Annotated in this window: 21 protein-coding genes; 7 read left to right on the top strand and 14 right to left on the bottom strand. The window is 69.0% G+C overall.

Annotated elements, in window-relative coordinates; genetic code table 11:
• Positions 1-153: 153 nt before the first annotated feature.
• Both ABEG18_RS19085 and ABEG18_RS19080 read left to right on the top strand, forming a co-directional pair.
• Positions 154-666 (top strand): cold-shock protein, encoded by a 513-nt coding sequence (locus ABEG18_RS19085; RefSeq protein ID WP_406854628.1) that lies wholly within the window; start codon positions 154-156, stop codon positions 664-666.
• A gap of 158 nt (positions 667-824) precedes the next feature.
• Entirely contained in the window at positions 825-1,073 is a 249-nt protein-coding gene (locus ABEG18_RS19080) for a hypothetical protein (RefSeq protein ID WP_406854627.1), read from the top strand.
• 23 nt (positions 1,074-1,096) lie between these two features.
• Here ABEG18_RS19080 and ABEG18_RS19075 read toward each other — a convergent pair whose 3' ends face one another.
• From ABEG18_RS19075 to ABEG18_RS19060, 4 genes are all read right to left on the bottom strand, one after another.
• Positions 1,097-1,348 (bottom strand): hypothetical protein, encoded by a 252-nt coding sequence (locus ABEG18_RS19075; protein ID WP_406854626.1) that lies wholly within the window; start codon positions 1,346-1,348, stop codon positions 1,097-1,099.
• Positions 1,345-1,611 (bottom strand): hypothetical protein, encoded by a 267-nt coding sequence (locus ABEG18_RS19070; protein WP_406854625.1) that lies wholly within the window; start codon positions 1,609-1,611, stop codon positions 1,345-1,347. The genes ABEG18_RS19075 and ABEG18_RS19070 overlap by 4 nt, the downstream gene beginning before the upstream one ends.
• Before the next feature lie 270 nt (positions 1,612-1,881).
• Entirely contained in the window at positions 1,882-2,439 is a 558-nt protein-coding gene (locus ABEG18_RS19065; RefSeq protein WP_406854624.1) for a hypothetical protein, read from the bottom strand.
• A gap of 102 nt (positions 2,440-2,541) precedes the next feature.
• On the bottom strand, positions 2,542-2,796 hold the full coding sequence (locus ABEG18_RS19060; protein WP_406854623.1) for a hypothetical protein: 255 nt from the start codon (positions 2,794-2,796) through the stop codon (positions 2,542-2,544).
• A 213-nt stretch (positions 2,797-3,009) separates the two neighbouring features.
• Here ABEG18_RS19060 and ABEG18_RS19055 point away from each other — a divergent pair, with 213 nt between their 5' ends.
• A complete protein-coding gene (locus tag ABEG18_RS19055; protein WP_406854622.1) occupies positions 3,010-3,276 on the top strand; it encodes a hypothetical protein in 267 nt (88 codons plus the stop codon).
• Between the two features lie 348 nt (positions 3,277-3,624).
• A complete protein-coding gene (gene ade / locus ABEG18_RS19050) occupies positions 3,625-5,343 on the top strand; it encodes an adenine deaminase (protein WP_406854621.1) in 1,719 nt (572 codons plus the stop codon).
• Between the two features lie 4 nt (positions 5,344-5,347).
• Here ade and ABEG18_RS19045 read toward each other — a convergent pair whose 3' ends face one another.
• The 8 genes from ABEG18_RS19045 to ABEG18_RS19010 form a co-directional block, all read right to left on the bottom strand.
• Positions 5,348-5,647, bottom strand: coding sequence for a hypothetical protein (locus ABEG18_RS19045; RefSeq protein ID WP_406854620.1), 300 nt, complete (start codon positions 5,645-5,647; stop codon positions 5,348-5,350).
• Between the two features lie 64 nt (positions 5,648-5,711).
• Complete coding sequence (locus ABEG18_RS19040) at positions 5,712-7,727, bottom strand: ASKHA domain-containing protein (RefSeq protein WP_406854619.1); 2,016 nt, start codon at positions 7,725-7,727, stop codon at positions 5,712-5,714.
• A 94-nt stretch (positions 7,728-7,821) separates the two neighbouring features.
• Entirely contained in the window at positions 7,822-8,736 is a 915-nt protein-coding gene (locus ABEG18_RS19035; RefSeq protein ID WP_406854618.1) for a dihydropteroate synthase, read from the bottom strand.
• Positions 8,737-8,840: 104 nt separating this feature from the next.
• A complete protein-coding gene (locus ABEG18_RS19030; protein WP_406858648.1) occupies positions 8,841-9,872 on the bottom strand; it encodes a methylenetetrahydrofolate reductase in 1,032 nt (343 codons plus the stop codon).
• A 31-nt stretch (positions 9,873-9,903) separates the two neighbouring features.
• Positions 9,904-10,428 (bottom strand): methylenetetrahydrofolate reductase C-terminal domain-containing protein, encoded by a 525-nt coding sequence (locus ABEG18_RS19025; protein WP_406854617.1) that lies wholly within the window; start codon positions 10,426-10,428, stop codon positions 9,904-9,906.
• An 83-nt stretch (positions 10,429-10,511) separates the two neighbouring features.
• The gene (locus ABEG18_RS19020; protein ID WP_406854616.1) at positions 10,512-10,808 is read right to left on the bottom strand and encodes a virulence factor; all 297 of its coding nucleotides are present in this window, start codon (positions 10,806-10,808) and stop codon (positions 10,512-10,514) included.
• An 86-nt stretch (positions 10,809-10,894) separates the two neighbouring features.
• A complete protein-coding gene (locus tag ABEG18_RS19015; RefSeq protein ID WP_406854615.1) occupies positions 10,895-11,524 on the bottom strand; it encodes a DUF1638 domain-containing protein in 630 nt (209 codons plus the stop codon).
• 186 nt (positions 11,525-11,710) lie between these two features.
• Entirely contained in the window at positions 11,711-12,415 is a 705-nt protein-coding gene (locus ABEG18_RS19010; RefSeq protein ID WP_406854614.1) for a corrinoid protein, read from the bottom strand.
• A gap of 317 nt (positions 12,416-12,732) precedes the next feature.
• Here ABEG18_RS19010 and ABEG18_RS19005 point away from each other — a divergent pair, with 317 nt between their 5' ends.
• Positions 12,733-14,292, top strand: a complete 1,560-nt coding sequence (locus tag ABEG18_RS19005; RefSeq protein ID WP_406854613.1) for a trimethylamine methyltransferase family protein — start codon at positions 12,733-12,735, stop codon at positions 14,290-14,292.
• 38 nt (positions 14,293-14,330) lie between these two features.
• Here ABEG18_RS19005 and ABEG18_RS19000 read toward each other — a convergent pair whose 3' ends face one another.
• Positions 14,331-14,639: a type II toxin-antitoxin system HicB family antitoxin gene (locus tag ABEG18_RS19000; protein ID WP_406854612.1), complete on the bottom strand. Its 309-nt coding sequence runs from the start codon at positions 14,637-14,639 to the stop codon at positions 14,331-14,333.
• A gap of 11 nt (positions 14,640-14,650) precedes the next feature.
• The gene (locus tag ABEG18_RS18995; protein WP_406854611.1) at positions 14,651-14,845 is read right to left on the bottom strand and encodes a type II toxin-antitoxin system HicA family toxin; all 195 of its coding nucleotides are present in this window, start codon (positions 14,843-14,845) and stop codon (positions 14,651-14,653) included.
• A 101-nt stretch (positions 14,846-14,946) separates the two neighbouring features.
• On the opposite strand from ABEG18_RS18995, the gene ABEG18_RS18990 reads away from it, so the two are divergent.
• On the top strand, positions 14,947-17,373 hold the full coding sequence (locus ABEG18_RS18990; protein ID WP_406854610.1) for an FAD-dependent oxidoreductase: 2,427 nt from the start codon (positions 14,947-14,949) through the stop codon (positions 17,371-17,373).
• Between the two features lie 113 nt (positions 17,374-17,486).
• Positions 17,487-19,625 carry a flagellar biosynthesis protein FlhA gene (flhA, locus tag ABEG18_RS18985; RefSeq protein WP_406854609.1) on the top strand — a complete coding sequence of 713 codons (2,139 nt, stop codon included), beginning with the start codon at positions 17,487-17,489 and terminating at the stop codon, positions 19,623-19,625.
• Positions 19,626-19,643: the final 18 nt, after the last annotated feature.

The following is a 19,643-nucleotide window of genomic DNA, read 5'->3' as shown; positions in this document are numbered from 1 at the left end:
GGCGGCAGGTGGCGCACTATGGGCAAAGGTTGGGATCGCGGACCGAAGGGTGGTGGTTGGGGGCAGGAAGAATGGACGCCCGCGCGTCCCGCCCCCGCGGCACGTCCGGCTCCGGCGAGGGCGGTGTCTACGGGCCCTGAGTCCGAGGCACGCGTGAAGTGGTTCAATGGCGAAAAGGGTTTCGGCTTCGTCGAGCTGACGGACGGTTCGGGTGAAGCTTTCCTTCACATCCGCGCCGTCGAGGCCGCCGGACATACCGAATTGCAGCCCGGCACGACCCTGCAGGTGCGGGTCGGGCAGGGCCAGAAGGGTCCGCAGGTCACCGAGGTTCTGTCTGTCGACGCGAGCACCGCGACGCCCCAGGCGCCCCGCGGTCCCCGTCCGGGCGGCTTCGGCGCCGGCCCTCGTCCGGCCCCCGGCGGCGGCGGACGTTTCAACCGCGATTCCGGGCCGACCGAGCCCAAGAGCGGCGTCGTCAAGTGGTACTCGCGGGAGCGCGGCTTCGGCTTCGTGACCCCCGATGACGGCGGACCCGAGATCTTCGTCCACGCCACCGCGCTCGAGCGGGCGGGGATGCGCGAGATCGACGTCGGACAGCGCCTGCAGCTCGACGTGCGCCAGGGCCAGAAGGGTCCCGAGGCCGCGTCGGTCCGCACGGACGACTGAAGCCGATCATCCAGGTTTGATGGAAGGCGCGCCGGTCCACGGCGCGCCTTTCGTCGTTTGGGCCGGGGCGTCGCCTGGAGCGAGGACGCCGGACGAGGCTGGCGGGAACTGAAGCGGCGCGGCGCCATTGACTCCCATCGCCAGGACGGGAGGACACCATGGCCACTGACAAGAAGACCGATCAACAGCCTGAATCCCTGCGCACCTTCGAGGCGGCGGGCCGCTCCGGCGGGGAGAAGCCGGCCGACCAGGGCCTGAATGCGCGACCGGACACCGCTCCGCTGCCCGACAGCAACGAGCGCAAGGCCGAAACCGCCACGCGGGTTCTCAAGGCCGGCGTCGACAAGGATCCCAAGGCGGCCACCCAGGCCGTGCAGGACAACAAGGACCCGCGACTGCCGCGCTGAGCCGGACCGCGGGCTCGGAACCGCTATCGCATGTCGGCCGCGTTCGCGCGGCCGGCCCTGACGTTCTCCTCGACGGCGCGCCAGCGCTCGCGGATCTTCTTCTCCCAGATCTCGCCGCGCGACGAGCGCTCCGCTTCCTCGATCATGATCTGCAACTCGACCAGCATGTAGCGCAGGTCCGCGTCGATCGCGCCCTGCTCCATGGTGGCCAGGATGATCTTGAGCACGCCCAGGTCGAGGGGGCTCGGGAGGAAGTCGGCTGGCCGTTCGGTCATTGGGCAGGCCCCATGGCGCGGGTCAATCCGCTCTCCACCACTTCCTGCCACGCCTTGGGGTGAGGCGCCACGGTCAAGCCTGACAACTCGTACCGAACCGAGCCGGCCGCATGCGGCGCCGCATGGTTGGCGGCCTCCATCAGCGCAAGCAGGGTGTCGATGCGCTCGAACTTGAAAACCATGTAATGCGGATAGCCCTTGATCCGCACGTTCCAAAGAGCGTCCGAGGCGTCATAGGCGACAATCAGGACAAGGGGCGGCATCGATGTCGCTCCATGCAAGGTTCAAAGGATAGTCCAAATATCGAGGCCCCTCCCGGGGCGTCCGGAAGGGGCCTTTTTCGATCGTCACAGAGGACGACCGTGTTTCCTTCTCTGTCGCTGCGTCGATTAACGTCCGATACTGTCCGGCGTTCCGATACGTACACAGGAAATATAACGTTCCCCCATGGGACGTGATTGTTGATCGACCACTTCGATGCGATTGATGGATCGGGCCCTACGCTAGACATCGCACGCCGGGGAAACGCCGGATCACCGGAACAGGAAGGCCAGGAAGGGGGGCGGCCTGAACCCCGGCCGCCTGACCTGCGCCACCCTCGTGCGCCTGGCCCGCCGCTCAGTCACCCTGGATTTCGCAACTTTGCGGACGCCGCCCGAGGCGGCTGCGACAGCCGCGACGGCCGCGGGAGCGGCAAGCGGAGCCAGGGTGGACGCCGGCGGCGCCGCGGCGGTCTCCGGAGCCGCCGGAGCGAGGTCCACCGGCGCCGGGGCGGCGGGTTCGCTCACAGGCTCCGGCGACGGCTTGGCCTGCAGGGCCGGCCTGAGGATCGGCTGCGCGGGGCCGGACGGGGCCGGACCGAAGGGAGACGCAAGCACGACGCGCACGTCGCGGCTGGCGGGGGTGGTTTCGCCAAGCGCAAGGCCGGCGTCGTCAGGTTCGCCGCGGCCGCCCATCGAGGGCGCCACCTTGTGGCCTACCGAGATATCGGGTCCCGAAAAGGCGAGGCCGACGCAAGATAGCGCGACCAGCACCCCGGCGGAGATCGCCGCGAAGGTTGGAGCGCGATGCGACGGAACGGGAATCGTCATGCTGGCTCCCCGGCGCCAGCCCGCGCGGGCCGGGCGCCCATGGCGTCACGGCCCGGCCGGGTGAGCGGCCGGGCCTGTCTCAGACAGGTTGCGATCTTGATCTCAGCAGGTCGACTTGGTCTTCTTGACCGTGTCGCCCATCTCGTTGGTCTTCTTCACCGTCTTGGTCTTGCAGTCGCTGAGGGAGCCGGTGTGGACCTCCACCTTGCGGCGCACGGCGACGTCGGAATCGGTGTCGCGCTTGATCACGGTCTTCTTGCTGCCCATCAAGCCTTCCTTGTGGATGACGGTCGTGTCCTGGGCGTAGGCGGCCGAGGCGGCCAGGGTGGCCGCGATGGCGAGAGCAAAGATCTTCATGATGGTGTCCTCCTTCATGGCGATGGCTGCATAACGCGAGCATAATCACGTCCGTTCCAAGTTCTTTTGAGCCATGAACGATTGTGCGAAGGGTCGGCGCCCAGTCCTCGCGACGACGGACATTCCCGCTCGCCCTGCACCGATCGAGGCGCATTCAGCGGAGACCGGGAACACTCCTTGGCGGAAGACGTTTTTCGCCGAAAGGAGACGATCATGGGCCTACGAGACAGCGATCCACGTCGCAGCATGCATTCGGGGATGAAGTGGGCCGTCGGCCTCGCCGTGCTGGTGGCCGCGATCGCCATTGCGGCGGTCACCCCGCAAATGTTCGGCCACGCTCCGCAGGCGCCGCCGAACGCCACCCGCTACCCGGTGGGCCAGAACCCCAACGCGGACGTCCCCAAGGCGCCCAATGCTCCGGGTTCGGCCAGCGCGCCGGGGTCGGAAACATCGCCGGCGGCGCCGGCCGCGCCGCGCTAGACCATGCTGTTTCGGACCTTTTTGCAGCATGCTCGTGTCTGGCGGGCGGAGCGACGAGCACAGGGCGGCAACAGGTTACGAAAGGGTAACTTGGTCGCCCCCGGCGCTATGGTACCGTCCAGGCGGTCACGAAAGTGGCGATTGCTTCAACTTTAAAAAGCCTGGCGAAAGCCGGGCTTTTTCTTTGCGCGCTCCTGAAGAGTGCGGAAATCATCTCTCAACCGCTGGTCGAGCAAGCCCTGGCCGCCAGGCGGACGCGCGGCCTCCGGCCCGGCCGCGGATGCGGCCCTCTGGACCTGCGGCCCGGCCTCCTCCATCGTCAGGACCTGGGCTGGTCCGGAGACGCACATGACCGATTGCGCGGCGCTGCTCCATCGCATGATCCGGCAGGGCAGGGGCGAGACGGAGGCCGATCTCGTCGTCAAGGGCGGCCGCGTCCTCGACCTGGTGACGGGCGACCTCGCAGCGGGCGACGTCGCTGTCTGCGGCGACCGGATCGTCGGCGTCGGCGGCGACTATGTCGGCGCCCGGCAGGTCGATGCGCGGGGGCGCATCGTGGTTCCGGGTTTCATCGACACGCACCTGCACGTGGAATCCTCGCTGGTGACGCCCGGCGAGTTCGACCGCTGCGTGCTGCGCCATGGGGTCACGACCGCCATCTGCGACCCGCACGAGATCGCCAACGTGCTGGGCGCCGAGGGGCTGCGCTATTTCCTCGACTGGTCCGCCGAGACGATCATGGACCTGCGGGTGAACCTCTCCAGCTGCGTTCCGGCCACCCATCTGGAGACGTCCGGGGCGCGGCTGGAGGCGGCGGACCTGCTGCCCTTCAAGAACCATCCCAAGGTCATCGGCCTCGCCGAGTTCATGAATTTCCCGGGCGTCATCCATGGCGACCCGGCCTGCCTCGCCAAGCTGGCGGCATTCCAGGACCGCCACATCGACGGCCATGCGCCGCTGGTGACGGGGCGCGACCTCGACGCCTACTGCGCCGCCGGGATCAGGACCGACCATGAGGCGACCACCGCCGCCGAGGCGCGCGAGAAGCTGTCCAAGGGCATGACCGTGCTGGTGCGCGAGGGCTCGGTGTCCAAGGACCTGCATGCGCTGGCGCCGCTGATCACGCCCGATCTCGCCCCCTTCATGGCGTTCTGCACGGACGACCGCAATCCGCTCGACATCGCCGAGGAGGGGCATCTCGACTACCTGATCCGCACCGCCATCGGGCTCGGCGCGCGCCCGCTCGACGCTTACCGAATGGCCTCGATCTCCGCCGCCCGCGCCTTCGGCCTGCGCGACCGCGGGCTGGTCGCGCCCGGATGGCGCGCCGACATGGCCCTGCTGGACGACCTGGAGCGCTGCGTCGTGTCCGGGGTGATCAGCGCCGGCCGCCTCGTCGGGGACGACCTCTTCGCCGCGCGCCGCAGCGTCGCGCCGGTGGGGCGCCACAGCGTCAAGGCGCGCCGGGTCGAGCCGGCCGATTTCGCCTGTCCGGGGCCAGGCCCCACGACGCTGGCGATCGGCGTCATCCCGGGCAAGATCATCACCGAGCGCCTCACGCTGACGCTGCCCTATCGCAATGGCGAGCGCCGGATCGACCTCGACCAGGACGCCGTAAAGGTCGCCGTGGTGGAGCGGCACGGGCTGAGCGTCGCCGGCTCGGGGATCGGACGCGGCTTCGTGAAGGGGTTCGGCATGACGCGGGGCGCGATCGCGTCCTCGGTCGGGCACGACAGCCACAATATCTGCGTCGTGGGCGCGGACGAGGCCGACATGGCGGTGGCGGTCAACCGCCTCGGCGCCATCGAGGGCGGCTTCGTGGTGGCCGAGGGCGGACGCGTCACCGCCGAACTCGCCCTGCCGGTGGCGGGGCTGATGAGCCTGCTCACTTTCGAGGAGGTGCGCGACGCCCTGATCCCGCTGCGGGCGGCGGCGAAGTCGCTCGGCGTCGTGCTGGCCGAGCCCTTTCTGCAGGTCGCCTTCCTGCCTTTGCCGGTGATCCCGCACCTGAAGATCAGCGACAAGGGGATGGTGGACGTGGACCTTTTCGCGCTGATTGAGGAATAAGGCGTCAGGTTGGTTGCGCTGGCGAAAAGGCGGAGCGCAGCTTTCTCACGGCGAGACGGGGGAGGGCGCCGATCGCGATCGGAGCGAGGGGCAGCGCACCCATCGGATAATAGAGCAGGCCGACAGACACTTGGCGCGGCGAGCCGAGCGGGAGAATGGCGTTGTAGAGCCAGAGGTAAGCGGCGCCATAAAGGAGGCTGAGGATGAGGCCGCTCCATCGCAGCCAACGGGTGGGGGAGACCGCCGCCCATCCAAACAGGACGCCAAGAACTCCCGCAGCAGTGAATATCGGCAAGTTGATCATGCGCTGGACGCCAGGATGGTCATCCGGCCAACCTGCTGCGAAATGCGTTAAGATCAGGTTTGAATTATGTTTCCCGCCGGCGGCGTCGGCGACCGCCTTCCTCGCCGCCCGCCGCGACCTTCGGTGCGGGGAAGCGTACGACCTTTTCGAGTTCCGGGAAGGCGTCCTGCTTGTTCGGTAGCGCCATGGCGTTGACGAAGTGCTCCTGGAAGGCGGGCTCCAGCGCGGTTTCGATCTTCTCGATGCGCTGGACGACGCCCTCGATCTCCGCCCGCGACCTGGCGTTCAGCAGCGCGATGCGCGCGCCGGTGCCGGCGGCGTTGCCGGCCGACGCCACCTTGGCGAGGTCGCAATCCGGGATCAGGCCCAGCACCATCGCGTAGGTGACGTCGATGTGGCTGCCGAACGCGCCCGCCAGCGTGATGCGCTCCACCCGGGCGACGCCATAGCGGTCCATCAGCAGCTTGATGCCGGCGTAGAGCGCCGCCTTGGCGAGCTGGATGGCGCGGACGTCGTTCTGCGTGATGGCGAGGCGCGGCTCGCCCTCGCGCAGCAGGTAGGAGAAGGTGCGGCCATGGGCCTCGATGCGCGGCGAACGGGCCGCCATGGCCCCGTCCACCACGCCGTCCTGCGTGATGATCCCGGCCAGCCACATCTCGGCGATGATCTCGATGATGCCGGAGCCGCAGACGCCGGTGACGCCGGTCTGGCTCGTCGCCTCGTCGAAGCCCGGCTCGTCGGACCACAGGTCGCAGCCAATCACCTTGTAGCGCGGCTCCAGCGTCTCGCGGTCGATGCGCACGCGCTCGATGGCGCCCGGCGCGGCGCGCTGGCCGCAGGAGATCTGCGCGCCCTCGAAGGCCGGGCCAGTGGGCGACGAGCAGGCCAGCAGGCGCTCGCGGTTGCCCAGCACGATCTCGGCGTTCGTGCCGACATCCACCAGCAGCGTGAGCTCGTCCTTCAGGTACGGGCCTTCGGACAGCACCACGCCGGCCGTATCGGCCCCGACATGCCCGGCGATGCAGGGCAGCGCGTAGACATGGCCGCCTGGCGCGATCCTGACGCCGAGATTGACCGCGGCGGTCTCATAGGCGCCGTCGATGGTGAGCGCGAAAGGCGCGCCGCCGAGTTCGACCGGGTCCAGGCCCAGCACGAGGTGATGCATGATGGGGTTGCCCACCAGCGTCATCTCCAGCACGTCGCCGCGCTCGATGCCGGCCTCGCGTGCGACCTCGCCGACGAGGCTGTCGAGCGCCTCGCGGACGGACAGCGTCAGCTCCCGGTCGCCGCCCGGGTTCATCATGATGTAGGAGACCCGGCTCATCAGGTCCTCGCCGAAGCGGATCTGCGGATTCATCAGCCCGGCCGAGGCCACGACCTCCCCGGTGATGAGGTCCGTCAGATGCGCCGCGATGGTGGTGGAGCCGACATCGACGGCGAGACCATGGACGGCCTCCCGCAGGCCCGGCCAGAGCGCCACGAGTTCGCCGCCGCGCCGGATGGCGGCCGTCACCTTCCAGGCGCCGGCGCGCAGCGTCTTCTGCAGTCCGGCCAGCACCGGCAGGCCGGCGGTGACGCCCTCCACGCTCCATTGTTCGGCCAGCGCCGTCTGCAGGCGGCGGAAGTCGCTGGCTGGGTCGTGCATGTCGGGCTCGGCGACCTCGACGTAATAGAGCCGCACGACCGGATCGATCTCGATGGGGTGGGCCTCGGCCCGCTTGCGGACGACCTGGCGATGCACCTGGGAATCCGGCGGAACATCGATCACGAGGTCGCCGCAAAGCCGCGCCTGGCAGCCGAGCCGACGGCCCTGCGCCAACGCCCCGCGCTTGGAGACGTAGCGCTCCTCGACCGCGTTCCAGGCGGTGACGTGGTCCTGGCGGGATTCGACCCCGTGCTTGGCGAAGGAGCCCTCGGCCACCTCGACCTGGCAGCGCCCGCAGATGCCGCGCCCGCCGCAGACCGAATCCAGGTCCACGCCCAGCTTGCGCGCGGCCTCCAGCACGCTCGCGCCCTCGGCGAAGCGTCCACGCTTGCCGGAGGGGGTGAAGACGACGAGATGGTCGGGGGCGTCGGTCACGGGCAGCTTTCGGGGGTGCGCAGGGAGGTCATAGGCTCGGTGTGGAACCCACTCCCGCGGAGCGGGGAGAGTTTCGCGCCCGAGCGTCGGCGGGTCACGCCTGCTCGCGCGCCCTCCGCCGGCCTTCGCGGCGGCGGCCGCCCTCGCCGGCGGCGCCCTCCGGGGCCGGTTCGCGGAACTTGCGGATCCAGGCGCCGCAATTGGGGTCGGCCCCCATTACGACGTCCGCGCCCAGGATGGCCTGGATGTCCTCCAGATGCAGCGGGTTCATGATCGCCGACGTCATGCCGGCGCCGATCATCATCGGCAGGAAGGAGGCGTTGAGGCCGCGCCGGTTGGGCAGGCCGAAGGAGAAGTTGGAGGCGCCGCAGGTGGTGTTGACCTTCAGCTCCTCGCGCAGGCGGCGCAGCAGATGAATGAGCTTGCGGCCGGCGTCGTTGATCGCCCCCACGGGCATCACCAGCGGGTCGACGACGATGTCCTCGCGGGGAATGCCGTGGTCGGCGGCGCGCTCGACGATGCGCTTGGCCACGGCGAACCGCACGTCCGGGTCCTCGGAGATGCCGGTCTCGTCGTTGGAGATGGCCACCACGGCGGCGTTGTACTTCTTGACGAGCGGCAGCACCTGCTCGAGGCGCTCCTCCTCGCCGGTGACGGAGTTCACCAGCGGCTTGCCCTTGTAGACCGCCAGGCCGGCCTCGAGCGCCGCCACGATCGAGGAGTCGATGGAGAGCGGCACGTCCACGGTGCTCTGCACCAGCTTGATGCATTCGGCGAGAATCTTGGGCTCGTCGACCAGCGGGATGCCGGCGTTCACGTCCAGCATCTGGGCGCCCGCCTCGACCTGCGCGACCGCGTCGGCCACGACGCGGCTGTAATCGCCGGCCGCCATTTCGGCCGCCAGGAGCTTGCGGCCCGTGGGGTTGATGCGTTCTCCGATCATGACGAAACGATGTTCGAACCCGATCACCACCTTCTTCCGGTCCGAGGTGATCACAGTCTCCGTCATGTCGGTCCTCCATCAGGGGCGTCAGCCGCCTCTCGGGCGGCGCGTAGATAGCACAGCTCGTTCGCTATGAAAAACATAGCGTTTGTTTTGTCACTCCGCAGGCCTCAGGCGCCGAGGCTCTCGACCGCCTGCATGCTCGGCTGGAAATCGCGCCGCCACGGAGTGCGGCCGCGCAGCACCCCGGACTCGTGCACGATCTCCGAGACATACTCCTCCTGCCGGTAGGCCATGACGTGCACGCCGGAGACGCCGGGGATCTCGCGGATGCGCTGGATCATCTCGATGCAGATCCGCTTGCCCTCGGCCTTCTGGTTCTGCGCGCCCTCGAGGCGCTCGATCACGTGATCGGGGATGTGCACCCCCGCCACATTGGCCCGCATCCACCGCGCCGTGCGGGCCGACGCGAGCGGCCCGACGCCGACCAGGATGAAGCATCGCTGGTCCAGCCCCATGTCGCGGACGCTCTGCATGAAGCGCTCCAGCAAGGGCAGGTCGAAGCAGTACTGCGTCTGGCAGAACTGCGCGCCCGCGGCGATCTTCTTGGCGAGCCGGATCGGCCGGAAATCATAGGGCGGCGCGAAGGGGTTCTCGGCCGCGCCGAGGAACAGGTCTGGAGCGCTCGTCAGCTTGCGGCCGGACAGGAAGCGCTTCTCCTCCCGCATGGTGCGGATCACCGACAGAAGCGAGGTGGAGTCCAGGTCGAAGACGGGCTTGGCCTCGGGATGGTCGCCGCATTGCACGCCGTCGCCCGTCAGGCAGAGCACGTTGCAGACGCCCAGCGCGGCCGCGCCGAGCACGTTGCCCTGGATGGCGATGCGGTTGTAGTCGCGGCAGGAGATCTGCATGATCGGCGAGTAGCCGATGCGGGTCAGGAGCGCGCAGATGGCCACGCTCGACATGTGGCAATGGGCGCCGGAGCCGTCGGTGGCGTTGATGCCGTCGACCCAGCCCTCGAAGATGTGGGCGCGGTGGTAGACCTCCTCCGGGTCGGCGGAATCGGGCGGGTTCAGCTCCGCCGTGACGGCGAACTCGCCGCGGCGCAGCACGCGCTCGAGCCGCCCGCGGGAGGAGTGGCCCGGCAGGGGCGGCAGCGGGGCGTGCGGCTCCGGGCCGATGTCGTCGGGGTGCGGCGCCATCCGGGCGTCTCCGTCCAGGGTCATGGCCGGCTCAATGCGCCGAGGGCGCGGGCGGCGCCGCGCCGTTCGTCTCGCGCGCGACCCGCAGCCAGGATGATTCCCCTTTGCGCCGGTGGTCGATGGGGGGCTGAGGCGCGGCGATGGCGTCGCCTGCGCGCATGAGGCGGCTGCCCTCCCAGGCCTTCACCCAGACGCAGGGCATGTCCGGATAGACCTCGCACCCGCCGTCCTGACGCACGCCGCCGCAGGGGCCGTTGCGCAGGTTCTTGGGGCAGTTCATCGGGCAGGACATGCCGGTCGAGGACAGGACGCACTGGCCGCACATGCGGCAGTCGAAGAGCGCCCCCTTGACGGCGCGCTCCACCGCTGCGGCCGGGCGCTCCAGGCGGTCGTAGCCGATCCAGGCGAAAGCCGGATGCAGCCGCGTCAGCAGCGGCTCGAAGGCGCCGTAGAGCGTCTCCATCATCCGGGCGTGGCGGATGGAGAAGAAGCGCAGGCGGCGCTCGCCCCGGGGGGGCGCCTTGCCGGGCGGTTCGAAGGCGGCGGGGGTCAGCATCGTGTGTCTCACGGGCCGGGATCGCTCGCGCAGTTGAGCCGATCCGGTCGCCGGAGCCGACGCTCCATGCGCTGGAAAATGCTCTAGGCGCGACCTTGGTTGTCGATCAGCATCTTGAGAGCGGCCTTGTCGTATTCGGCTTCCAGCCGCTCGGCGGCCGCGGCCGCCTCGGCCTCCAGATCGGCGCCGCATTCGACCGGGTCGCCCTTGCGCCAGTCGGCGAGGTAGTCGTCCGTGCTGGCCGCTCCGGAGCGCATCGCCGCCATGTCGACGGCCTCGATGAAGCGCTTCGACAACTCACGCTTGGCCGCCGTGCGGCCGGCCTTGGCGATCACCTGCGTGGGGATGTCGCGCCAATAAAGGATGGTGAGCTGGGGCATGGTGGCGTCTCTCGTTTGAACCTGGCGGTTCCCGTCATTCCAACGATACCCCTCATCCTTCGAGACGCCTGGCTGCGCCGGGCTCCTCAGGGTGAGGGGCTTGGGTGTTTGGCATCGGCGTTCTTCGGCGTCACGAACCCGGCGATTCCGCCCAGCCCGGTCACGCGCTTCTCGAAGGCGAGCCCCAGCCGCTCGGCCGCGGCGCGGGCCTTGGCGTCGAGCGACGGGTCCTCGATCTGCGCCAGGTACACCACGCGCGTGTAGTTGCCGAAGTAAGTCGGCAGCAATTGCGGGAAGCGATCGAGGCCGAGCCCCTTGACGATAAGCCGGTCGAAATGGCGGACGAGGTAGTCGGTGAGAAAGAAGGTCGCCGGGTCGTCGTCGGTCAGCGCCGCGAAATCGGGAGCGCCCATGAAGAACTCGTAGCAATGCGCGCCCTCGATGCGGGCGACGCCCTCCTCGGCCAGGACCTCGTCCAGCAGGCCGCCGGTGCCGCAATCGCCATAGAGGCACAGGATCTCGTCGTAGCGCCCGCGCGCCGCCCGGATCTTCCGGCGCACCTCGGCGGGGATCTTTTCCGGCCGGTTGTGCAGGATGGCGGGCAGGCAGGTCACGTCGAGATGGGTCAGCCGGTTGGCCCCCACGACGGCCAGCAGCTCGCGGGCGAGCGCCCCGCAGGCGATCACGAGGGTCTTGGGGGGAGCGGGCGCCGCCATGTCTCCTCCCTGCCGGTCGTCACCCGATTGAACCATAGGCAATGAGCCAACCCTCTCGCCGTCATCCCCGGCCGGAGCGGCGAAGCCGCGGAGGGGAAGGGGATCCAGACCCTTTCGGCGCCGTCCCGCTGGGTCCCCTTCCCGCGCCTTCGGCGCGCCGGGGATGACGGCGGAGGGGATTTCGCCTCAAGCCGTCTTCGACTGCACCGAGCCCTGGCGCTTGGCCATGAAGCTCTTGGCGGTTTCCACCGCCACGGCGGCGTCGCGGCAATAGGCGTCGGCCCCGATGGCGTTGGCGAAGGTCTCGTTCAGCGGCGCGCCGCCGACCAGCACCACATAGTCGTTGCGCATGCCCTTCTCGCTCAGCGTGTCGATGACGACCTTCATGTAGGGCATGGTGGTGGTGAGCAGCGCCGACATGCCCAGGATGTCGGGCTGGTGGGTCGCGATCGCCTCGAGATAGTTCTCGACCGGGTTGTTGATGCCGAGATCGATGACCTCGAAGCCGGCGCCCTCCATCATCATGCAGACGAGGTTCTTGCCGATGTCGTGGATGTCGCCCTTGACGGTGCCGATCACCATCTTGCCGATCTTGGGCGCGCCGGTCTCCACCAGGAGCGGCCGCAGGATGAACATGCCGGCCTTCATGGCGTTGGCGGACATCAGCACTTCCGGGACGAACAGGATGCCGTCGCGGAAATCGTTGCCGACGATCCGCATGCCTTCCACCAGCGCCTGCGTGAGCAGGTCGTAGGGGGTCCAGCCGCGCGACAGGAGAATCCTAACGCCGTCCTCGATCTCTTCCTTGAGGCCGTCATAGAGGTCGTCGTGCATCTGCTCGACGAGTTCGTCGTCCGACAGGGAATTGAGGTCGAGATCGTCTCCGGCCATCAGGCTCATCTCCGGACAGGCGCCCGCAAGGGCGGCGGGCGATGGTGTCAGATTGTCGGCGTTCCCTATAACGCATTGTCGCCCGCAAGACATCCGATGACATCGCGGCGACATGAGCTTGAATTCGTCCGGCTGAAATTGCGTCGCGGCGCGGCCGCGCGACGCGGGGGCGTGCGGGTCCGGCGTCGAGGCTGGGCCAGTGCATGTCGGCTTCAGGGCAAGCGGCCGCCCGGCCTTGGTCGAGACTGACTTTCGTCAACCCCGCCGCGCCGGTTCCGCCGACCGCCCCCGCCAGATCGCCCCGCCAGGAGACGCCAGTGTCGGACGCCGCAAGCGAGACCAGGGGACGGCGGCGCAGGGGGCGCGGAGACGGCGGCGGCGAGGGCGACCCCGCCGCGGCCCCTGGCGTGCGCCCGCAGCCCCGGCTGCCTTTCGCGCCCACGCCGGCCGTCTCGGCCGACGAGCTGGAGGCCATCCACGAGGCCTCCCTGGCCATCCTGGAAGAGATTGGGATGGACTTCCTGCACGAAGGCGCCCGGCGCATCTTGCGCGAGGCGGGCGCAGAGGTCGATCCGTCGTCGCAGCGGGTGCGCTTCCCGCGCGCGCTGGTGGAGGCCCAGATCGGGCTCGCGCCCCGCGTCTTCACCCTGCATGCCCGCAACCCCGCCCGCAGCCTGACGCTGGGCGGCGACGCCCTGGCCTTCTGCTCCGTCGCGAGCGCCCCGAACGCGGCCGACCGCGACGGCGGCCGGCGACCCGGCTGCCGCGCCGATTTCCAGAATTTCCTGAAGCTCGGGCAGGGGCTCGACGCCGTCCACCTGTGGGGCGGCTATCCGGTGGAGCCCGCCGACATCCATGCATCGGTGCGCCACCTCGACGCGCTCTACGACATGCTGACGCTGTCGGACAAGCCGATCCACGCCTATTCGCTGGGACGCGAGCGCAACCTCGACGCCATCGAGATGATCCGCATCGCGCGCGGGATCGACGACGCGACGCTGGAGCGCGAGCCGTCGCTCTTCACCATCATCAACTCGTCCTCGCCGCTGCGGCTCGACGGGCCGATGCTGGAGGGCGTGATCCAGATGGCGAAGCGCAACCAGGTGGTGGTGCTGACGCCGTTCACGCTGGCCGGCGCGATGGCGCCCGTGACCATCGCAGGCGCGGTGGCGCAGCAAAACGCCGAGGCGCTGGCCGGCCTCACGCTGTGCCAGATCGTGCGGCCCGGCGCGCCCTTCGTTTATGGCGGCTTCACCTCCAACGTGGACATGAAGTCAGGCGCGCCCGCCTTCGGCACGCCGGAATACATGAAGGCGGCGCTGCTCGGCGGCCAGTTGGCGCGGCGCTACGGCCTGCCCTATCGCTCCTCCAACGCCAACGCGGCCAATACGCTGGACGCCCAGGCGGCCTATGAGAGCGTGTTCTCGCTCTGGGGCGCCATCATGGGCGGAACCAACCTGCTCATGCACGGAGCGGGCTGGATGGAGGGGGGCCTGCAGGCCTCCTTCGAGAAGATGGTGCTGGACGCCGACCTGCTCGACATGGTGTCGGAGTTCCTGCGCCCCGTGCGGGTGAACGAGGACGAGCTCGCCCTCTCGGCCATGCGCGAGGTCGGCCCTGGCGGCCACTTCTTCGGCTGCGCCCACACCCAGGCGCGCTACCGCACCGCCTTCTTCGCCCCGATGATCTCCGATTGGCGCAATTACGAGAGCTGGCGGGAGGCCGGCTCGCCGACCGCCTATGACACCGCCAACCGGCTCTACAAGCAGCGCCTGGCGAATTACCACGAACCGGCCTTCGCTCCCGCCATCAGGGAAGAGCTCGAAGCCTTCGTCGCCCGCCGCAAGGCCGAAGGCGGCGCGCCGACGGATTATTGAGGACCATGCCATGGAAAGGATGGCCCGCTCGGTGGCGACTACTCGGCCGCGATGGGGGTACGATCATTCCGTCCGGCGTCGCCCGGCGCCGACAGCAGCACGAGAACGTCACCTGCGGCGAGACCGGCCTTAATGTCAGGGCGCTCGCGGAGAGCCTCGATCGGGGTCGGGTTCAGCGGCGTGGCGCGAACGTAGTCATCGTCCTGGAGCAAATCCGCGAGCGCCTCGACGGCGCTTGCGACGGCTTCTTCGGCCGTGGCTCCGCCGCCGTAGCATCCTGGCGCGTCGGGCACACGCACGCCCCAGACGTCCGCGCGCCCGTCCAGTATTCCAACGAATGTCCTCATGCTGAGCGTCCTCAAAGCCAACCCGCCTTTTTGGCGATGTCCAGAGCGACTCCCACCGACAGGCTGCGGTGGCGCGGAACCATGATCCGCATGCCCGGAAAAGCGGAATGCGAAAACTTTTCGTGCCGTGCGCCGCCGATCGACCGCCAGCCCTCCCGCTCCAGCCGGGCGATCACCTCGCGCGTGTTCTGCTCGACTTTGGGCAAGGCCTACCCCGCATGATCGGACAGTTTCGCATCCGTCGCAACGGACACTGCCTGAGGCTGCCATCGACGCGGCCTCATTCCCACAAACTCGGAGTTGCGCCATGAAAACCCAAGCCCAGGCCGTGATCATCGGGGGCGGCGTCGTCGGGTGCTCGGTGCTCTACCACCTCGCCAAGGCGGGCTGGACGGACGTCGTGCTGATCGAGCGGGCGGAGCTCACGTCGGGCTCCACCTGGCACGCGGCGGGCGGGTTCCACACGCTCAACGGCGATCCCAACGTCGCCAAGCTGCAGCAATACACGGTGGAGCTCTATCGCGAGATCGAGGCCTTGTCGGGCGTCTCCTGCGGGCTGCACCTCACCGGCGGCGTGATGCTGGCGGGGACGCCCGAGCGCATGGACTGGCTCAGGATGGCGCACGCCAAGGGGCGCTATCTCGGCATGCATACCGAGATCATCTCGGCCGCCGAGGCCAAGCGGCTGATGCCGCTGATCGACGAGAGCCGCTTCGTCGGGGCCATGTACGACCCGCTGGAGGGGCATCTCGATCCCTACGGCACCACGCATGCGTACGCCAAGTCGGCCCAACTGAAGGGCGCGGAGATCGTGCTGCGCAACCGCGTGGTCGACACCGTGCAGCGCCCGGACGGATCCTGGGACGTCGTCACCGAGCAGGGGACCATCCACGCCCAGCACGTGGTGAACGCCGGCGGCCTCTGGGCGCGCGAATGCGGCCGCATGGCCGGGCTGGAGCTGCCGGTGCTCGCCATGGAGCACATGTACCTGCTCACCGAGGACATGCCCGAGGTGGCGGAGGTCAACGCCGCCACCGGCAAGGAGGTGATCACGGCGCTGGACTTCGAGGGCGAGATCTACACGCGCCAGGAGCGCGGCGGCATGCTGATGGGCACCTATGAGCGCGCCGGTAAGGCCTGGTCCGAGACGCAGACGCCATGGGATTTCGGCCAGGACCTGCTGGAGCCGGATCTCGACCGCATCGCGCCCTCGCTGGAGGTCGGCTTCGAGCATTTCCCGGCCTTCGCCCGGGCCGGCATCAAGAAGATCATCAACGGCCCGTTCACGTTCGCGCCGGACGGCAACCCGCTGGTCGGGCCCGTGCGGGGCTTGCGCAACTACTGGGTCGCGTGCGGCGTGATGGCGGGCTTCAGCCAGGGCGGCGGCGTCGGGCTGGCGCTCGCGAACTGGATGATTCAGGGCGACCCGGGCTTCGACGTCTGGGCCATGGACGTCGCCCGCTACGGCGACTGGGCCACGCTGGCGACCACCAACGCACGCGTGAAGGAAAACTACTCGCGCCGTTTCCGCATCCGCTTCCCCAACGAGGAGCTGGAGGCCGGGCGGCCGCTGCGCACCACGCCGCTTTATGACCGGCTCAAGGCCGACAACGCCGTGATGGGCGAGAGCTACGGCCTCGAATACCCGCTCTGGTTCGCGCCGGCCGGGACGGAGCCGAAGGACGTGTTCTCGTTCCGCCGCTCCAACGCGTTCGGGCCGATCGGCGAGGAATGCCGCACCGTGCGCGAGCGCGTCGGCGTGCTGGAAACGTCCGGCTACGCCAAATACGAGGTGACGGGGCCGGGGGCCGAGGCGTTCCTGTCCAGGGTGCTGGCCGGCCGCATGCCGGCCCAGGGCCGCATCACGCTCACCCCCATGCTGAACGAGCGCGGCAAGCTGATCGGCGACTTCACGGTTGGCAGGCTCGGCCCGGAGCGCTTTCTGGTGATCGGCTCCGGCCCGGCCGAGCAGCACCACATGCGCTGGTTCCTCCAGCACGCGCCGGCCTCGGGCGTGCGGATCGATCCGCTCGGCCAGCGCATGCAGGGCCTGAGCGTCGCCGGGCCGCGGGCGCGCGACCTGCTGCAACGGCTCGTCCGGCAGGACCTCTCGACCGCCGCGTTCCCGTTCCTGTCGATCGCCGCCATGGATGTCGGCCCCGTGCCGGCCATCGTGGGGCGCATCTCGTTCACGGGCGACCTCGGCTACGAGATCTGGGTGGAGCCGGACTGCCAGCGCGCGCTGTTCGACGCGCTCTGGAGCGCCGGGAAGGACCTCGGGATCGGCCATTTCGGCCTGCGGGCGCTGAACGCGCTGCGGCTGGAGAAGAGCTTCGGGACTTGGGCGCGCGAGTACCGGCCCATCTATGGCCCGCTCGAGGCCGGGCTGGGGCGGTTCGTGCACCCGCAGAAGGGCGAGTTCATCGGCCGTGACGCAGCGCTGGAGGAGAGGGCCGGCGGCGGCGCCTTGCGGCTCGTGACCTTCACGGTGGACGCCGCGGACGCCGACGCGATCGGGGACGAGCCCATCTGGCACGGCGGCGAGGCCGTCGGCTGGGTCACGTCGGGCGGCTATGCGCATGCGGCGGGCGCCTCGGTGGCCATGGGCTACGTGCCCAAGGCGCTTGCGGACGTCGACGACGGTTTCACCATCGAGATCATCGGAGAGAAGCGCCGGGCCGCGCCGCAGCGGGTCCCGCTGTTCGATCCCGACGGCGCGCGGATGCGCGGCTGATCCTGCGCCAGGCCCGGCGCCGTTAACCCGGCGCTAACCATGAACCCGGCAGAAATTGCCCAGGGCTGCGCCCGGTTTTCCGCCGGCCGCCGTCGCGTGGGGTTCGGGCGGGCATGACCGACGTTTCGGTGATCGACGGCGCAGCGCCGCAGGCCAGGCCGCGGCCGGCCGGGGCCGGGCTGAACTTCGGCAAGATGGGCGCGACGCTCATCCGGCCCGACATCGCGCTTGCGATCGCCGTGATGGGCATCCTGGTGGTGCTCATCCTGCCGCTGCCGGCGTTCATGCTCGACCTGTTCCTGGCCGTCTCGATCATCCTGTCGGTGCTGATCCTGATGACGGCGCTGTTCATCGAGGCGCCGCTCGAATTCTCCGCCTTCCCGACCGTGCTGCTGATGGCGACCATGCTTCGGCTTGCGCTCAACCTGGCGTCGACCCGGCTCATCCTGTCCAACGGCCATACGGGAACGAGCGGCGCCGGGCACGTCATCGAAGCCTTCGGCAGCTTCGTGATGGCGGGCAATTTCGTCATCGGGATCGTGGTCTTCGCGATCCTGCTGGTGGTCAATTTCGTGGTCATCACGAAGGGCTCCGGCCGCATCGCCGAGGTGGCGGCGCGGTTCACGCTCGACGCCATGCCGGGCAAGCAGATGGCGATCGACGCCGACCTGTCGGCCGGGCTGATCGACGAGGCCACCGCCAAGAAGCGCCGCAAGGACCTGGAGGACGAATCCTCCTTCTTCGGCGCCATGGACGGCGCGTCCAAATTCGTGCGCGGCGACGCCATCGCGGGCCTGCTGATCACGTTCATCAACGTCATCGGCGGCATCATCATCGGCGTGGTGCAGCACAATCTGACCTTCGCGCAGGCCAGCCAGAGCTACACGCTCCTGACGGTCGGCGACGGCCTGGTGTCGCAGATCCCCGCCCTGATCGTCTCCACCGCGGCGGGCCTGCTGGTGTCGAAGGCGGGCGTCAGCGGCTCGGCCGCCAAGGCGCTGTCCAAGCAGCTCGCCACCATGCCGAAGGCGCTCGGCATGTCGGCGGCCGTGATGGGCATCATCGGCCTTCTGCCGGGCATTCCGATGATCCCCTTCCTGGGGCTCGCGGCGGGCGCGGCCTTCTTCGCCCGCCGGCTGTCGCGGCTGGAGAACGCGGCGACCGCCACGGCCGACGCCGCGACCGCCAAGGCCGGCGAGGCGCAGGCCCAGCGCGAAGAGACCATGGCCGAGGTCCTCAAGATCGACGACCTGAAGATCGAGATCGGCTACGCGCTGCTGCCCCTCGTCAACGACCCGAATGGCGGCGACCGGCTGACCGAGCAGATCAAGGCGCTGCGGCGCACGCTCGCCATGGAGATGGGCTTCGTGATGCCGTCGGTGCGCATCCTCGACAACGTGCAGCTTGAGTCCAACAACTACGTGGTCAAGCTCAAGGAAGTCGACGCCGGCCAGGGCGTCGTCTATCCGGGCCAGTTCATGGCGATCGACCCCATGGGCGGTTCGATCCAGCTGCCCGGGCAGCACACCATCGAGCCCACCTTCGGGCTTCCGGCGACCTGGATCGACGCCTCGCTGCGCGACGATGCGCAGATCCGGGGCTACACGGTGGTGGACGCCGCCACGGTGATCTCCACCCACCTCACCGAGATCCTCAAGGCCAATGTCGGCGAGCTCCTGTCCTATGTGGAGCTGCAGAAGCTCCTGAAGGAGCTGCCCAAGGAGCATGGCGACCTTGTCAAGGAACTGGCGCCCAGCCAGATCCCGATGACCAGCATCCAGCGCGTGCTGCAGATCCTGCTGGGCGAGCGCGTCTCCATCCGCGATCTCGGGACCATCCTGGAAGGCGTCGCGGAGGCGGTGAACATCACCAAGAACCCGCGCGACATCGCCGAGGTGGTGCGCCAGCGCATCGCCCGGCAGATCTGCGCGCAATACACCAACCCGCAGGGTCAGCTGCCGATCATCACGCTGTCGCCCGGCTGGGAGACGACCTTTGCGGAATCGATCGTCGGCCAGGGCGACGACAGGCATCTCGCGATGCAGCCCTCGCGCCTGCAGGATTTCGTCATCCTGGTGCGCGACCGCTTCGAGGACGCCGCCCGACAGGGGGAGATCCCGGTGCTGGTCACGTCCGCCTATGCGCGGCCCTTCGTGCGCTCGATCATCGAGCGCTTCCGGCGTGAGACGCCGGTGATCTCGCAGGCCGAGATCCACCCCCGGGCGCGGCTGAAGACGGTCGGCAGCATCTGAGAAGGCGAGCCGCCGACG

This window comes from Alsobacter sp. KACC 23698 (genome assembly GCF_045348435.1).
Classification (GTDB): Bacteria; Pseudomonadota; Alphaproteobacteria; order Rhizobiales; family Beijerinckiaceae; genus Alsobacter.
The sequence above is the reverse complement of the archived record's forward strand: the minus strand, read 5'-3'. Positions and strand labels throughout refer to the sequence as shown.

Bases quoted from the DNA above. Each gene is read 5' to 3' on its own strand.
- ABEG18_RS18990 (WP_406854610.1), top strand. From the start codon at position 14,947: ATGAAAACCCAAGCCCAGGCCGTGATCATCGGGGGCGGCGTCGTCGGG.
- ABEG18_RS19015 (WP_406854615.1), bottom strand. From the start codon at position 11,524: ATGGCGGCGCCCGCTCCCCCCAAGACCCTCGTGATCGCCTGCGGGGCG.
- ABEG18_RS19065 (WP_406854624.1), bottom strand. From the start codon at position 2,439: ATGACGATTCCCGTTCCGTCGCATCGCGCTCCAACCTTCGCGGCGATC.
- ABEG18_RS19045 (WP_406854620.1), bottom strand. From the start codon at position 5,647: ATGATCAACTTGCCGATATTCACTGCTGCGGGAGTTCTTGGCGTCCTG.
- ABEG18_RS19000 (WP_406854612.1), bottom strand. From the start codon at position 14,639: ATGAGGACATTCGTTGGAATACTGGACGGGCGCGCGGACGTCTGGGGC.
- ABEG18_RS19010 (WP_406854614.1), bottom strand. From the start codon at position 12,415: ATGGCCGGAGACGATCTCGACCTCAATTCCCTGTCGGACGACGAACTC.
- ABEG18_RS19025 (WP_406854617.1), bottom strand. From the start codon at position 10,428: ATGCTGACCCCCGCCGCCTTCGAACCGCCCGGCAAGGCGCCCCCCCGG.
- ABEG18_RS19055 (WP_406854622.1), top strand. From the start codon at position 3,010: ATGGGCCTACGAGACAGCGATCCACGTCGCAGCATGCATTCGGGGATG.
- ABEG18_RS19060 (WP_406854623.1), bottom strand. From the start codon at position 2,796: ATGAAGATCTTTGCTCTCGCCATCGCGGCCACCCTGGCCGCCTCGGCC.
- ABEG18_RS19030 (WP_406858648.1), bottom strand. From the start codon at position 9,872: ATGGCGCCGCACCCCGACGACATCGGCCCGGAGCCGCACGCCCCGCTG.
- ABEG18_RS19070 (WP_406854625.1), bottom strand. From the start codon at position 1,611: ATGCCGCCCCTTGTCCTGATTGTCGCCTATGACGCCTCGGACGCTCTT.
- ABEG18_RS19075 (WP_406854626.1), bottom strand. From the start codon at position 1,348: ATGACCGAACGGCCAGCCGACTTCCTCCCGAGCCCCCTCGACCTGGGC.
- ABEG18_RS19035 (WP_406854618.1), bottom strand. From the start codon at position 8,736: ATGACGGAGACTGTGATCACCTCGGACCGGAAGAAGGTGGTGATCGGG.
- flhA (WP_406854609.1), top strand. From the start codon at position 17,487: ATGACCGACGTTTCGGTGATCGACGGCGCAGCGCCGCAGGCCAGGCCG.
- ABEG18_RS19020 (WP_406854616.1), bottom strand. From the start codon at position 10,808: ATGCCCCAGCTCACCATCCTTTATTGGCGCGACATCCCCACGCAGGTG.
- ade (WP_406854621.1), top strand. From the start codon at position 3,625: ATGACCGATTGCGCGGCGCTGCTCCATCGCATGATCCGGCAGGGCAGG.
- ABEG18_RS19080 (WP_406854627.1), top strand. From the start codon at position 825: ATGGCCACTGACAAGAAGACCGATCAACAGCCTGAATCCCTGCGCACC.